The sequence below is a fragment of the Dyella sp. genome, from assembly GCF_051954575.1.
GTDB lineage: Bacteria > Pseudomonadota > Gammaproteobacteria > Xanthomonadales > Rhodanobacteraceae > Dyella_B.
In genome coordinates this window covers 20,018-35,664 of record NZ_JBQCHP010000119.1, presented here as the reverse complement: position 1 = coordinate 35,664, position 15,647 = coordinate 20,018, and the positions used below count along the sequence as shown (strand labels likewise).

At 63.6% G+C, this 15,647-nt stretch carries 3 protein-coding genes; all 3 read right to left on the bottom strand.

The genetic code is table 11. The features are described 5' to 3' along the window. Positions 1-73 precede the first annotated feature (73 nt). From ACTHNE_RS15705 to ACTHNE_RS15695, 3 genes are read right to left on the bottom strand one after another with little or no spacing between them, the layout of a single operon-like run. Entirely contained in the window at positions 74-12,853 is a 12,780-nt protein-coding gene (locus tag ACTHNE_RS15705; protein ID WP_440269738.1) for an autotransporter-associated beta strand repeat-containing protein, read from the bottom strand. Positions 12,854-12,908: 55 nt separating this feature from the next. Next, positions 12,909-13,718 (bottom strand): sulfotransferase family protein, encoded by an 810-nt coding sequence (locus tag ACTHNE_RS15700; RefSeq protein ID WP_324946703.1) that lies wholly within the window; start codon positions 13,716-13,718, stop codon positions 12,909-12,911. A gap of 38 nt (positions 13,719-13,756) precedes the next feature. Beyond that, positions 13,757-15,544 carry a ShlB/FhaC/HecB family hemolysin secretion/activation protein gene (locus tag ACTHNE_RS15695; protein ID WP_324946701.1) on the bottom strand — a complete coding sequence of 596 codons (1,788 nt, stop codon included), beginning with the start codon at positions 15,542-15,544 and terminating at the stop codon, positions 13,757-13,759. Positions 15,545-15,647 lie beyond the last annotated feature (103 nt).

Genomic DNA, 15,647 nt, shown 5'->3' with positions numbered 1-15,647 from the left:
CTTCACCCCACCCCAGCCCTCCCCTACTACACGTAGGGGAGGGGCCGATCACCGCATGCTGGGTTGTCACGTTTCAGCCACCCGCGTGCCTCGACGTCATCTGTGAACACCCCATCACCGGCATGGCCGATACATAGTCGGGTACGCGAACGGCTCCCTGCACACAGTACAACGCCTGGCTGGGCAACTGGCCGCTTTGCGCCACGTCCATCAATACGGGAGACACGTCGGTTTGCGTCACCGTGACCCATGGCGGCGGCATCAAGCCAATCATGTGCTGTCCCGTACGCAATGCACCACGCCATTGGGTTGCATCAAAGGGCGGGTCCGCTTGCACCACGCGGGGAACGCGCAGCACATAATCCCCCGCGGTCGGTCCGGCCAATACCAGCGTACCTGGTGTGCTGCCCTGCGTGATCGTCAGCGTTTCGCCAGGCAGCACGCCCGATAGCGTGGCCTGCGAAATGTTCAACGTGCCGTCGCGATTCAAGATCACATTCGACGCCACCACCGGCCGCGGCGTGATGGTACCCGCAGTACTGACATAAGTGATGGCGTAATCGCCCAGACGACTTCCCATGCTGCTGCTCAATCCCACGTCCTCGCCGTCGACCACCAGCAGGGAACCGTGCGCACCCAGCACCTGCGAATTGTTGTAGGCCTGGAACAGATTCGTGAGCGTGTCGCTCCCCACCAGGCCGGTGATGTTGGTCACGGCCGCGCTGCTTGCCGTCGTGCCGTCGTACATCTTTGTATCGGTGGACGCCGTCACGATGACTTGCGCAGGGCTGATCGTGCCCGTTGCGCTCACATAGGACACGGTGTAATCCGAGATGTAGCCGCCGCCGTTGATCGACGCATTGGTCAGCGTGGTGGCCGCCGACAACGTCGAGCCGTCGGTACCCAACGCGTGGCTTGAGTTGTACACCTCGGTCACCGTTCCGTTCAGGCTGTCCGTGCCGCGGAAACCCGTCACCGTCGCCGTCACGTTCGACGCGGCACCGCCGTCGTACACCTTGGTGCCCGTGTTCGACGTCACCGTCAAGGTTGCCGGCGTGATCGTGCCCGCCGTGTTGACATAGCCGATGGCGTAGTCGCTCAACAGACTGCTGTGGTTGCCGCTCACACCGACGCCACTGTGATTCACCACCAGCAGCGAGCCGTCCGTGCCCAATACGTGGGTGCTGTTGTACGACTGGAACATGCCGGTCAGATTGTCGCCCGACAGCAAGCCGGTGATGTTGGTGACCGCCGCATTGCTCGTGGTGGTGCCGTCGTACGCCTTGGTGTCGGTTGACGCCGTGACCGTCACTGTCTTCGGCGTGATCGTGCCGTCGTTACCGGCGAGCGTGTTGCTGCTCAGGTAGTAATCATTGGCGTCCGCGCCGCCCAAAACCATGTTGTTGACGGTATAGCCGATGTTGCTGCCCGCATGCGTGGTATTGAATGCCCCAACGCCGGAGACGTTGACGATGTCACCCGACAGCATGCCCTGCAGGCCCACTGCCAGGTTGGGTATGGCCGTCGTGCCGTCGTACACCTTCGATAAGCCATTGGCCAACGGCGTCAACGCGGCCCGGCCTACCATCTGGTTGCCGACGTAGACCGCCTGCATGAAGTTGTTGCCCACGATGCTGGTGTTCGAGCCTGTCAGGCCGTAGTTGCCTGCCGCCAGGAAGCCCGCGTCGCTTTGCACCGCGCCGGTGGGCGTCACGGTAAACGTGGCGCTGCCGCCAACATTGTCGCTGTAGGTGAACGTGTTTCCGTTGCGGCTCGTTTGGGTCAGTGTGTGGATAACGTTGCCGCTGTCCATGTACTGAGCGCTGGTGATGGCGTAGCCCGGCGTGGTGCCGTAGGTATTGTTCATGTTCTGGATGTGCACCAGCAACTGTTGCGCGGGCACGATCTGGTAATTGCCGTTGACGTAGCTGATGTTGTAGTTGCTGGCGGTATAGCCGGAAGCCACCAGCACACCGTTGTACGTGCCGGCCGCCTCGTCGACGCCCACGCCCGTGCGCATGATCGAGAGCGTGCCGCCCAGGCTGCTGGCGTTGTCGCCCCCGACGAAGCCGGTGAAGCTCACGCCGTTGTAACCGGCCGTGTCACTCTGCGTGACGATCTTGGCGTCGTTGTTGGCCGTGACAATGAGATTGGCGGCACTGATCACCGCGCTGGCCGAAGGTGGTGTCGCGACGACGTAGTCACTGGCCAGTCCCGCCACCTCGTTGCCGGCACCCACGCCGCTGCCGTTGCCGCTGGCCGCACCCGTGAAGCCGGCCAGGCTGCCTGTGCCGCTTGCCACCACATTGCGTGTGCCGGCGTTCGGGTTGTCGAAGGCCAAGTTGAAACCCGTGACGCCCGTGGCCGTGTCGTTGCCGACCAGGCCAGTGGGCGCCAGGCTCACCGTGGAGGTCGTGCTAGTGGTGCCGTCGTAAGTCTTGCCCACGGCATTGATGACCGTGGCCAGCACGCGCGGCGTAATGGTGCCCGTCGTGTTGACGTAGCTGATCGCGTAGTCGCTCAGCACGCTGCCGTGGCTGCCACTCACGCTCGCCCCGCTGCCATTCACGATCAGCAGCGAGCCATTGGCACCTTGCGCGTGAGCGCTGTTGTACGTCTGGGTCAGGCCGGCCAGGCTGTCGCCAGTCAGCAGGCCGGTGATATTGGTCACCGCCGCGCTGCTTGCGATGGTGCCATCGTAGGCCTTGGTGTCCGTCGATGCCGTTACTGTCACCGCCTTCGGTGTGATCGTGCCTGTCGTGTTGGCGTAGCTGATCGCGTAGTCGCTCAACAAGCTGCTGTGGTTGCCGGCCACGCCCACGCCGCTGCCATTGACCACCAGCAGCGAGCCATTGCTGCCCAGCACGTGCGTGTTGTTGTACGACTGGAACAGGCCCGTGAGGTTGTCGCCTGACAGCAAGCCGGTGATGTTGGTCACCGCCGCAGCGCTGGTGGTGGTGCCGTCGTACGTCTTGGTATCCGTCGATGCCGTGACCGTCACCGCCTTCGGCGTGATCGTGCCGCCGCCGTTGGGATTGCTGATGACGGGGCTCAACATGGACACATTCCAGGTCTTGCCGCTGAAGCTCGCATTCAAGCTCAACGTGCCGGCCTGCACGGTCACGGTAAGGCCGTTGCCGACATGGCTGGTGTTGAACACCGCACCGGTGATGTTCAAGCTGCTGGTGTTGATCGCCACGGAGGTGCAACCGCCTGCCCCGCCGATGGAACCCAGCACGCTGGACGAACCGATGTTCAACACGCTCAGTGCGTTGTTGCTGCCGTCGTAGGTCTTGTTGGCGGTGAATACGCCGGAGAGATTGGGTTGCGTGCGCACGTCGAAATTGCGCGTGCCCGCCGTCACGTTGGTCACGTTGCCCATATTCGCATTGTAGGCAAGGTAGTCCGTGGCACCCGTGGCGCCGACCACGGCGGCACTCAGTTGCGCAACGTTGTCGTTGCCGGTGTAGGCCGTGAACGTGCCGGCATTGGGCAGAATGATCTCGGCACCGTTGGTGGTCTGCACGTCCCCCGCCGTATCCGTGCCGGATGGAAGCCCGGATACACCGTTGGCACCGGCCACCAGCGTGACGTTGCCGCCACTAGTGAGGTTGGCACTCAGCGTGAGGTTGCCAGTGGTGTTCGCGGTGATCGAGCCGTTGGCTTTCACGCCCGCCAAGGTGATGTTGCCGCTGCCCGAGATATTCGCAAGGCCCGCCGTGATGTTGGCCGCGCTGAAGCTCGTGCCGTTCGCCATCACGACGTTGGCCGTTGCACTGCCGGTGTTCAAGGAACCGCTGATGTTCACCGTACCGCTGTTGACGTACGTGGTGCCGGTGTACGTGCTCGCGCCCGACAGCGTGAGCATGCCAGGGCCGGCCTGGGTGAGATTGCCCGAGCCCGTAATGTTGTTGGCGAGATTCGGCGCGCCAGTGACGTTGACGACCGCCGTGGTCCCGGCGTTGAGCACTACGCCACTGTTGGCGCTTACGCTCAAATTGCTGCCGGTCAGTGTGCTTGTACCGGCGTTGAAGACCACAGCACTCGCACTGCCGCCCACACCACCAGTGCCACCGCTCGCGGTATTGGTTCCGTTGAAGCCGGTGCTGCCTGCACCGCCAGCCACGCCCGCCGCGCCGCCCGCACCTCCGCTTTGATTGGTACCACGCCCGCCTGTCCCGCCGGCTCCTCCGGTGGTGCCTGCGGTTCCCGATAAACCATTGCCGCCGGCATAGCCGGATGAACCGCCACCAGCACCGCCACCGCCGCCGCCATTGCCGGTGGTGGCGTTGATCGCGCCAGTCGTCATCAAATTCTGGCCATTGATCGACACATTGCCGCCTGCCCCACCCGCGCCACCGCTGCTCGCAGCGGCGCCACCATTGTGATAACCCGTGACGGCACCGCCGCCACCGCCACCACCGCCTCCGGCACCGCCGGTGAGTGCGATGCCGCCAGTGCCAGCATTTATGCCACCTGACACGACAACGTAACCGCCCGCGCCGCCAGCACCACCTGCACTGCCCGAGATCATGTTGGAGCAGCCGCGACAGGTGCCACCTCTACCGCCGCCGCCACCGCCGCCCGCGCCACCTGTCAGCGCGATCCCACCTGTTGCGCTGATCGTTCCGTCCACCACCACGACGCCACCCGCACCACCCGCTCCGCCGACAATATTGGCGGTAGTCGATTGACTGGGCTGCGTTCCTCCGATGCCACCCGCGCCGCCCGTGAGCGTCACGTTAGCGGCAGAAATACTGACGCCTGCACTCTCGACGATTGAGCCGCCAGCGCCGCCAGCTGCGCCACCGCTCAAACCGTCGCTACCGGCACCGCCGGTCGCCGTTACGTCGCCGCCGAGATTGATCGACCGGTCGATGGTGAAATTGCCGACGACGTTCGACGTGAAGTTGCCGGTACCGGTAATGCCGGTCGTGTTCGACGCCACGGCGCTCAGATTCAATGCGGCATCCGATCGATTGATCACCAAGTTGCTGTTGTCGCTCACCGCACCGGCACCCAGCGTACCGCTGGTTCCGTTGTTGCCCACCTGCAACGTGCCGGCCGTGATGGTGGTGGTGCCGGCATAGATGTTGTTGCCGGTCAGGACGGTGATACCCGTGCCTGCCTGCGTCAGGTTGCCCGTGCCGCCGATCACCGCGCTGACCGTCGTGGTGCTGCTGAGATCGAACGTCAGGTTGGCGTTGTCAGTAACGTTGTTCGCCGTGCCCAGGCTGCCGGATGCGCCACCGTTGCCGACTTGCAGCGTGCCGGCACTGATCGTGGTGTTGCCGCTGTAGCTGTTGTTGGCAGCGAGCACCGTCGTGCCTGTACCCGCTTGCGTGAGATTGCCCGTGCCGCTGACCGAACCGGCGACCGTCGTCGTGCCGCTGACGTTGAAAACAAGATTCCCGCTATTGATGACGTTGCCGGTACCCAGGCTGCCCGATGCACCGCCGTTGCCGATCTGCAGCGTGCCGTTGGTGATGGTGGTGGTGCCGGTATAGGTGTTGTTGGCAGTGAGAATCGTCGTGCTCGGCGCGCATTGCGTGAAGCCGCATTGCACGATCGACAGGTTGCCGTTGCCACTGAGCAATCCCGCTTCTGTCACCGTCAAACCCGGCGCGACGGTGATGGTGGCATCGCCGGTCAACGCCGTGGTCGTGCTGCCCAGGGTCGTGGTGTAGTACGTGGTGGTGGTGCCGTTGTTCAAGCTCCACAGGTAGCCGCCACCCAGCGTGATGTTGGTGTTGTAGGAGGTCAGCTCGCCACCCACCGCCGCCGTGGCGTTGGCGACCACCAGGCCGTTGATTTCCAGCGTCGGCGTGCCCGCGTATGACGTGTTCTGGGTATTGAATACCGGAAACGGCGTGAACGACGCATCGGGATTGGTCGCCGTCACGATCACGTCGAAGGTATTGCCGGCCAGACTGGTGCCGCTGGGTATGTTGAATGTCGCCGTGGTGCCGGCAACTTCGTCCGCCAATGCGGCGTAGGTACCGGTGAAGCCGGACACGCTCGTCAAGTTCTGCACCGTCCCCAGATACACGTTTTCCAGCGTGCCGCTGCCGCTGATGGCATTCGCAATCGTCGTGTTGTTCGACAGGTCGAAGGTGAGGTTGCCGCTGTCGGTCACACTGCCCGTGCCGAGGCTTCCCGACGTGCCGCCATTGCCTATCTGCAACGTGCCGGCGGTGATGGTGGTGGTGCCGCCATAGCTGTTGCTGGCAGCAAGAATGGTGGTGCCGGTGCCTTTCTGGACCAGGTTGCCGGTGCCCCCGATCGATGCGTTGACCGTGGTGTTGCCGCTGAGGTTGAACGCCAGCGTGCCGTTGTCGGTGACGGTGGCCGCCGTACCCAGGCTGCCCGTCGTACCACCGTTGCCGACCTGCAACGTACCCGCGCTGATGGTGGTGCTTCCGCTGTAGCTGTTGTTGGCGGCCAGCACGGTGGTACCCGTGCCCGCTTGCGTGAGATTGCCGGTGCCGCTGATCGATCCGTTGACGGTCGTCGTACCGGCGGTGTTGAACCGCAGATTCGCGTTGTCGGTGACAGCGCCCGTACCAAGGCTGCCAGCCGCGCCGCCATTGCCCACTTGCAATGTGCCGCTACTGATCGTGGTGATGCCGCTGTAGGTGTTGTTGGCGGCAAGAATCGTGGTGCCCGTGCCCACCTGCGAAACATTGCCAGTGCCGCTGATCACGCCAGGCGCCGTCGTGGTGCCGCTCACGTTGAACATCAGGTTGGCGTTGTCGACCACGGCGCCCGTACCAAGGCTCCCGGTGCTCCCGCCATTGCCCACTTGCAGCGTGCCGCTGCTGATGGTGGTGGTGCTGGAATAGGTGTTAGCGCCGGTCAGCACCATGGTGCCGGGGCCGGTCAGGTTCATGCCGGTACCGCCCAGGATAAACGTGCCGCTGACCAGCAACTGATTTCCTGCAGCGATATTGAAATTGGTGCCGCCCGACTGATCGAGGGTGACGCCCACCGCCGATATCGTCGAATTCGCCGTCACGGTGACGTTCTGGGTGAGGTACCACGCGCCATAGGTCGCGCCATTGCCAGTTACCGAACCCTGGTCCGCGATCGTTCCGCCATTGAGCGTCAAACGCCCCAGCGTATCGGTCGTGCTGTTGACGCTGGTCGTCAACACCGAACCGCTATTGAGAATGATCGTGGCCGATTGCGCCGTACCGATAAGCCCGTTGCTGTTGGCCCCGGCCATGAGCGTGCCGCCGCTGTTGACGGTGATGGTCGTTCCATTGCCAAGCGCGCCGTATGCGTTGTTGCCGCCGTCGCCGATCAATGTTCCGGCGTTGATCGTGACACTGCCATTGAAGGTGTTGATGGCGGACGTATTGCCGCCACCAATGTCCACGGCACCGGTGCCGTTCTGCGTCAGCGTGCCGTTGCCGCTGAGCACACCGAACACCGTCGAGTTGCCCGACGAGTTGAACGTGAGGTTGGCCGTGTCGGTGACGTTGCCGGTGCCAAGGCTGCCTGTGCCGCCGCCATTGCCTACCTGCAGCGTGCCTGCTGTGATGTTGGTGCTGCCGCTGTAGTTGTTGTTGGCGGCCAGGATCGTGGTGCCCGTGCCCGCTTGAGTCAGATTTCCCGTGCCGCTGATCGAGCCGGCGACCGTCGTGGTGCCGCTGAGGTTGTAGGTGAGGTTGCCGTTGTTGATGATGTTGCCCGTGCCAAGGCTGCCGGTGGTGCCGCCGTTACCCACTTGCACGGTGCCGTTGCTGATCGTGGTGGTGCCGCTGTAAGTGTTGTTGGCGGTGAGGATGACCGTGCTCGCATTGCACAGCGACACGCCGCACGATTCTTGAATCGTCAGGTTGCCGCTGCCGCTGAGCGCGCCGCTTTGCGTCACGGTCAAACCTGGCGCCACGGTGATGTTCGAATTGCCGCCCAGCACATAGCTGTTGCTATCCGTGAGCGTATTGAAGCCCGTGGTGGTGGTGCCATCGAACAGGCTCCACAGATAGCCGCCGCCCAGTGTGATGTTGGTGTTGTACGAGGTCAGCGTGCCGCCGACTGCCGTCGTGGCATTGCTTACCACCAGTCCGTTGATTTCCAGCGTAGGCGTGCCCGTATAGGTGCTGTTGAAGACCTTGTAGGGCGTGAACGAGCTGTTGGGATTGGCCGCGGTGATGATGGTGTTGAACGTGTTGCCGGACAGGCTCGTTCCGGTGGGTAGAGCAAGGCCGGCAACGCTGGCATTTACCTCGTTGGTGCTTACCGCATACGTGCCGGTGAACCCGGTGACGTTGCTCAGGGTTTGAGTCGTTCCCAGATACGCGTTTTCAATCGTGCCGCTGCCCGTCAGGGGATTGGCGATGGTCGTGCTGCGCGACAGGTTGTAGAGCAGCGTTCCGCTGTCAGCGATAGCGCCCGTGCCCAGGCTGCCCGAGCCGCCGCCGTTGCCCACTTGCAGCGTGCCTGACGTGATCGTGGTCGCACCGCTGTAAGTGTTGTTGGCGGTGAGGATGGTGGTGCCGGTACCGGCCTGCGTCAGATTGCCGGTGCCGGTGATGGTCGTGCTGACGGTTGCGTTGCCGCTGAGGTCGTACGTCAGCGTGCCGTTGTCGGTGACCGTGGCCGCCGTACCCAGGCTGCCAGTGGTGCCGCCGTTGCCCACTTGCAGCGTGCCCGCCGCGATCGTGGTGCTGCCGCTGTAGCTGTTGTTGGCGGCCAGGATGGTGGTGCCGGTGCCTTGCTGCACCAGGCCGCCGACACCCACGATGGGACCATTGACAGTGGTCGTGCCACTCGTATTGAAGGCCAGCGTCGAATTGGCATAGCCCAGGTTTACGTTGCCAGTGCCGACGCTGCCCGAGGCGCCGCCATTGCCGATCTGTAATGTGGTGTAGCCGACATAGGTGTAACCGGCGACGCTATAGGTGTTGTTGCCCGACAGGATCACCGTCGGCGCGGCACAGCCGATGGTGCAGACCGGCCCGTTGCCGGGCCATTGCACCGTCAGTTGATTGGCGCTGCCGCTGAGCACGCCGCTTTCGGTCACCGTCAATCCGGGCGCCACGGCAATCCACGCATTGCCGCTCAACACGGCACCAGCGCTGTCCGTCAGCGTGGTGAAGCTGCTCACCGTGCTGCCGTTGGACAGCTGCCAGAGATAACCGCCGCTCAACGTGATGTTGGTGCCGAACGACGTCAGCTTGCCGCCGAGCGCTGCGGTGTTGTTGGCCACCGTGTTTCCGTCGATCTGCAGCGTCGGTGTGCCCGTGTAAGCGGTGCTCTGCGGATTGAAAACGGCGAACGGGGTGAACGCGGTGTTGGCGTTCGCGCTGCCGGACAGCAGTACATCCACCCTGTTGCCGGACAGGCTGGCTCCCGTGGGCACGTTGAACGTCGCGGTCGACGCACTGTTCTCGTCCGCCAGCACCAGGTACGTGCCGGTAAAGCCGGAGACGCCGGACAAGGTTTGCACCGTGCCCAGATAAGCGTTCTGCAGCGTACCGGTACCGGAAAGCGTGCCGGCTATCGTCGTGTTGCCGGACAGGTTGTAGATCAACGTAGCGTTGTCGACGATATTGCCGGTACCGAGGCTGCCCGCCGTGCCGCCGTTGCCGACCTGCAAGGTGCCGGCGCTGATCGTGGTCGAGCCTGCGTAAGTGTTGTTGGCGGCGAGGATGGTGGTGCCTGAACCCGCCTTGGTCAGGTTGCCCGTGCCGGTGATCGTTGCGTTGACCGTGGTGTTGCTGCTGAGGGCGAAAGTCAGGTTGGCATTGTCGATAACAGTGGTCGCCGTTCCCAGACTGCCGGTGGTGCCGCCATTGCCCACCTGCAGCGTGCCGGCGCTGATCGTGGTGCTGCCGGCATAAGTGTTGTTGGCCGTGAGCACGGTGGTACCGGTGCCGACCTGGCTCAGGTTGCCATTGCCACCAATCACGGGCGTGATCGTGGTGGTACCAGTGGTGTTGACGATCAGGTCACCATTGTCGGTAACAGCGCCGCTACCGAGGTTGCCGGCCGCCCCGCCGTTGCCCACCTGCAGCGTGGTGCCCGCGTTGATCGTGGTGCCACCGCTGTAGGTGTAGTTGGCGGCAACGATGAGGGTGCCTGCGCCCGCCTGGGTCAGGCTGCCGCCGCCACCGATCAGATTGCTGATCGTCGTGGCGCTGCTGAGGTTGAACACCAATGCGGCATTGTCCGTCACGCTGCCCGTGCCCAGGCTGCCCGTCGTACCGCCATTACCTACCTGCAGCGTGCCTGCACTGATCGTGGTGCTGCCGCTGTAGGAGTTGTTGGCGGCGAGGATGAGTGTGCCTGCACCCGCCTTCGTCAGATTGCCGGTGCCCGCAATCACCGTATTGATCGTGTTCGTGCCGCCGAGGTTGAACGTCAGGTTGGCGTTGTCCGTAATGGTGGTCGCCGTGCCCAGGCTGCCAGACGCACCACCGTTGCCTACCTGCAACGTGCCCGCGCTGATCGTGGTGCTGCCGCTGTAAGTGTTGTTGCTTGTCAGCACCGTAGTGCCGGTACCTATCTGACTTAGGTTGCCGCTGCCGCCAATCACCGGCGTAATCGTCGTCGTGCCAGTGGTGTCGAACACCAGATCGCCATTATCGGTGACAGCCCCGGAACCAAGATTGCCCGCCGCACCGGCGTTGCCTACTTGCAACGTCGTGCCGGCATTGATGGTGGTGCCGCCGCTGTACGTATTGTTGGCCGCCAGCACGAGCGCGCCCGTACCCGCCTGGGTCAGGCTGCCCGTGCCGCTGATCAACGACGTCACCGTCGTGGGGCTGCTGGCGTTGAACACCAGCGCCGCGTTGTCGATCACGTTGCCTGTGCCGAGTCGGCCGCTCGTGCCGCCGTTGCCCACCTGCAGCGTGCCTGCGCTGATGGTGGTGGTGCCGCTGTAGGTGTTGTTCGCGGCCAGGATGGTCGTGCCCGTGCCGGCCTGAGTCAGGCTGCCGGCACCACTGATCAATCCGCTGACGAGGGTGGTGCCGCTGACGTTGAACGTGAGATTGGCGCTGTCGGTGACGTTGCCCGTGCCCAGGCTGCCGGTGGTACCGCCATTGCCTACCTGCAGCGTGCCCGCGTTGATGGCGGTAAGGCCGCTGTAGGTATTGTTGGCCGCGAGAATCGTCGTGCCCGTGCCGGCCTGGGTCACGCCGCCGGCGCCGGAGATCACGCCGGCAACCAGCGCACTGCCCGTGACGTTGAACACTAGGCCGCCGGCCACGTTGTAGGCGCCCGTCAACGACACATTGCCGGCCTGGAAGATCAGCGTGCCAGTGGTGCCAGTGACCGTCACGCCAGCCTGATCCGTAATGTTGTTCCTGGCCACCAACTGGATGGAGGTGCCGTTCAATTGCGCCGACAGGTCGGCCATGCCGATGGTGATGTTGGAGGTAACATCCGTGGCGCACGACACGTCCGTCCAGTTCACCGGCGTGGGATTGGAACTGCCGTTGCCGATGACGATGTTCAACGGATCAAGCAGCAGCGTGCCTTGCGTACCATGTGGCGCACGCGTAGTCACGTTGCCGCGGAAATGCACGGCGCCTTCGCTGGAGGTTTCTACCCAGCCGCCATTACCGCCCAACATGCCGCCGCGCCCCAGGATGGCGCCGTCGAAATCGGTCTCCTCGTCCGACCACAACACCACCGTGCCGCCATTGCCGTTGTTGGTTGCGGACGCATCGATGCTGCTGTCCGCATCCACCGTCGTGGTCAACGCACGCGTCAGCGGACCTTCGCCATGGGCGCCACCACCGACCAACGCGATGCCGCCGCCGGCGTTGCCGCTGACGTTGATCGCGCTGCCCTGCAGATTGATGTGCGGACCGGTGATGGTGACGGCACCGCCTTGCTCGCCCGCATTCGCACCCGAAGCATCGACGCTCGCCTTGACCAGCGACACGCTACCGCTGTCGCCTTGCGATGCATCGCCGCCATCGATAACGATCTTGCCGTTCTTGCTGCCGATCGAACGCGCATCGAGCACGCCGCTCAGGTTCATCACGTTCGCTTGCAGCATGCCGACGCCGCGCGCGGTCAGCAGCACCTGTCCACCGTCGGTTTCGATCAAACCCTGGTTCTGGATCAACGCGCCGAGCGTGGCCGCGTTCACGTTGACGCTGAGCCCACCGGCGTTGTCCAGGTTCAACGTGACGCTATCGCCCGAGGCCAACGCCACCGTGCCCAGCGTGGCGTTGACCGTGCCGCTGTTGATCACCTTGTTGCTGGCCAGTACCACGAAGCCGCCGTTTACGGCTTTCAGCTGGCCCTGGTTGATCACCTGCCCTGCACCACTGCCGGCATTGCGGCTGAAGGTGTAACTGCCGCCGCCCTGCATGAAGGCCGATACGTTGATCGGCAAGGTGCTCGCAAACAAGCTGCCAACGCTCACCTGCGCGGTCTTGCCGAACAGCACGCCATTCGGGTTGATCAGAAACACCTGGCCGTTCGCCTGCAGATTGCCGTAGATCTGCGATGGGTTGCCGCCCAGTACGCTGTTCAACGCCACCGCACTGCTGGACGGCTGACGGAACACCACTGTATTGCCAGCGCCGATATTGAAACTGTTCCAGTTGATGGCGAGTTTGCTGGTGTTCTGCTGCACCGTCATGGTGTTGCCGGCGGTGCCGATATGGCCCTGCCCACCGACGATACTGCCGCCGGTCGGCAAGCTTTGCGCATGTAGGGCGCCACTCATCAACATTGCCAGGGCCATGCCCAACGGTCGCATGGCCGGCATGCAGCGCGATGCCGCGCCAGTGCTGCCTACCGTCGTGCGGCTGTGCGCGATCTCGGGCGCCGCAACCAGGCAGCCCAGGCTCTTGCTGAAAACGTGACGATACAGTTTGGCGTTCATAGGAGCATTCCTCGCACGACGCACATCCAAGACACGGACGACTAACCAGGGACGATCAAACGATCACGACGCCCTCACGGCGCGCCGCAGGCTGGCGCCAGAACGAATCGTTTTCGAAGCGGCTGTAGAGATCAGGCGGCAATACGGTTTCGCGCGTGACTGCAGCAACCACCGGTTTCACGGCATGCAAGCCGCGCAAGCCGGCCTTTTCGTCGTAGGCCACCGGCTCGAAACTGACGCGCTGGAAATCGTGCTGGAATCGGTCTTCCTCGATGAAGCGATACACAGCGGCCATGGCGCTGGCTGGATCCTGCACCAGCGTTTCGTACTGCAGCAGCATCAGGCGGCCCTTGGCCAATTCACCAAAATAGCCGTCCCTGAGCGCATTGAAGGCGTAGCCCACCGAACCGTTGCCGGCAGCGATCGCCTCCACGCGCGCATACACCGTGGTGTTCGCCGCATGCTGGAACACGCTGGAAGCGCGCATGGCGTTAGTGCGAAACACCCGCTCGAAGCTGTCGATGATCCACGGCATATGGCGCACGCATGCAATCACTTTGGCGCCGGGATAAATGCGATTGAGCAGCGCCATGCGTCCGCACCACGCGCGGCTGGTATCGAACACCACCTCCTGCGGTACGCTGGCGTAATAGCCTTCCACCACACCGTGCAGCACGTTCCAGCGGCGCTCGTCGTCGATGAACTCAGCGAACTCGCCGGCGCTCATTTCCGCCACCATCGCATCCAGCATGCCCGACAACGGGCTGCTCATATGCGCATGCACGCGCGGATTCTGCCGCAACAGCGCGGCAAGCAAGGTACTTCCGGAACGCGGCAATCCCGATAGGAAGCACAGCTTTTTCACGCGTTTTCCCCTTTCGTTTTCGACTGCGCTGCCAATGATCAGAAAAAAAGCTGCGCCTGGAACCACAGCCAGTTGCGATGATCGCGGGTGGCCGTATCCCGCTCGCCGCCGGGATCGCGCAGCGCGTACATCAGCTTCAGGTCGTAACGGTTCTGGTGCAGCAGATCCGCACCGATGCCGGTGCTGCCCAGATGGCGTTGCCGCGGCCCCTGGTAGCCGGCCCACGGCGTGTGGTTCACCTTCAGCCAGCCGTTGTCGCGAAACAGCGAGAGCGTGAGGTTGTCGCCACCCAGGGCTGCCATGGCGAACGAATCGCGCAGTTCCAGCGTCGCGATCGCACCTTCGTCGCCGACCGCCTCACCCACCGGATAGCCGCGCACGCCGGCCGGACCACCCAGCGTGAATTTCTCGACCGAATCGAGATTGACGTTGCTCCACTGTCCTTGCAGTGCGCCATACATGCTCAGGCGTTGCGTGTCGTGCGCCAGATAACCCACGGTCTGGTCGCGCGAGACGGTGAAGTCCAGCTTGGTGAAATGGCCCGCCGCATTCGGCGTATCGACCGGACGCGCGCCGCTGCCGTAAGCGACCAGCCCACGCGTAAGCGATGCGCCGTATTGTGTCAGCCCGCCCTTCCACACGGTGTCGATCGCATCGCCGCTGACACTGAGCGCCACGGTGGTATCGCGCGTATGGAAGGTTTCCTGCAGCACGCTATCGGACAGCCATTTGACGCCGTAGCTGGCGCGCACCCACAGATGCTTGTACGGCGACAGCAGGATCGGATACGCCACGTAGGCGTTGAACTCGTTGCCGCCGCCATAAGCGTCGGTGACGTCGAACGGTGCGCCGAGCCGATACAACAGATGCGTGTAATTGGCACCCACGCGCCAGCCGTCATAACCGATCGGCAGGCTGTAATCGAGCACGCCATTCAAAGCGCCGCGGCCACGCGTTCCGCCCAGGCCCCAGCGATCCGATAGCGCCACGTCGGCAGTAAAAAGGTCACCGATGCCAAGCGGATTGTTCCAGCGCAAATCGCCGGTTTCGCGGATGCGCCCGGTGTATTCGTTGCCGTAGTCGTCGACACCCAGCGCGCCGGTGATGCGCGGCCCCGGCAACGCATCCAGCGTGACATCGGTGCTGCCCATTGCCGAACCGGGCGACAGCGTTCCCGCTGCCCTCAGCACGCCCGGCAAGGCGGATAGCAGGCCCACCGCGCGATCGGCGCGTGCGCGCGTCAGCGTGGCATCCGTGCAACTGCTGCTCTGCCCGCACAATCCGTCTTCGCCATAACGTTGCACGCGCGCCGGGTCGTAGCCGCCCGAATGGCCCACATGCACCTGATCGAGCTTGCCTTCCAGCACCTGGATGGTGACCACGCCGTCCTCTACTGTCTGGCGTGGTACGTAAGCGACGGCGACGAAGTAGCCGCGTTGGCGGTAGTAGCGCGTGACGGCGTCGGCCAACGATTGAAGTTGCGCCAGCGTGGCGGAGGTTCCCTGCGCGCGATCGATCTCGGGAATGGCGCGGCGCAGGCTGGCGTCGTCGATATGCGTGTTGCCGGCGAAGCGGATGGCCTTGACCTCTACCGTAGCCGTCGATGCGGCTGGTGCTGCATTCGGCGCAGCCGGCGCCGCAACGCCCTGACTCTGGCCCTGCGGAGGCGGCGGCAGCGCAGGTGCGGTCTGCTGCAATAACTGCCCCGCATTGGGACGTGTGGTCTGCGCCCACGTCGGCGCCATCGCCACCATCAATGCAGTGGCAAGCGCCAAGGGCCGTATGCCCAGAACGTCTTCACGCTTGCCCCGATTCGCTGGCTTCATGCTGATCCCCCTTGGATGCAAGCAAAACTACAGGCGCCCTCGAACGATGATGATCAGAAAACTCCTAGGAACGCCGCTTTTTTTGCTGGATATCCGCCTATCG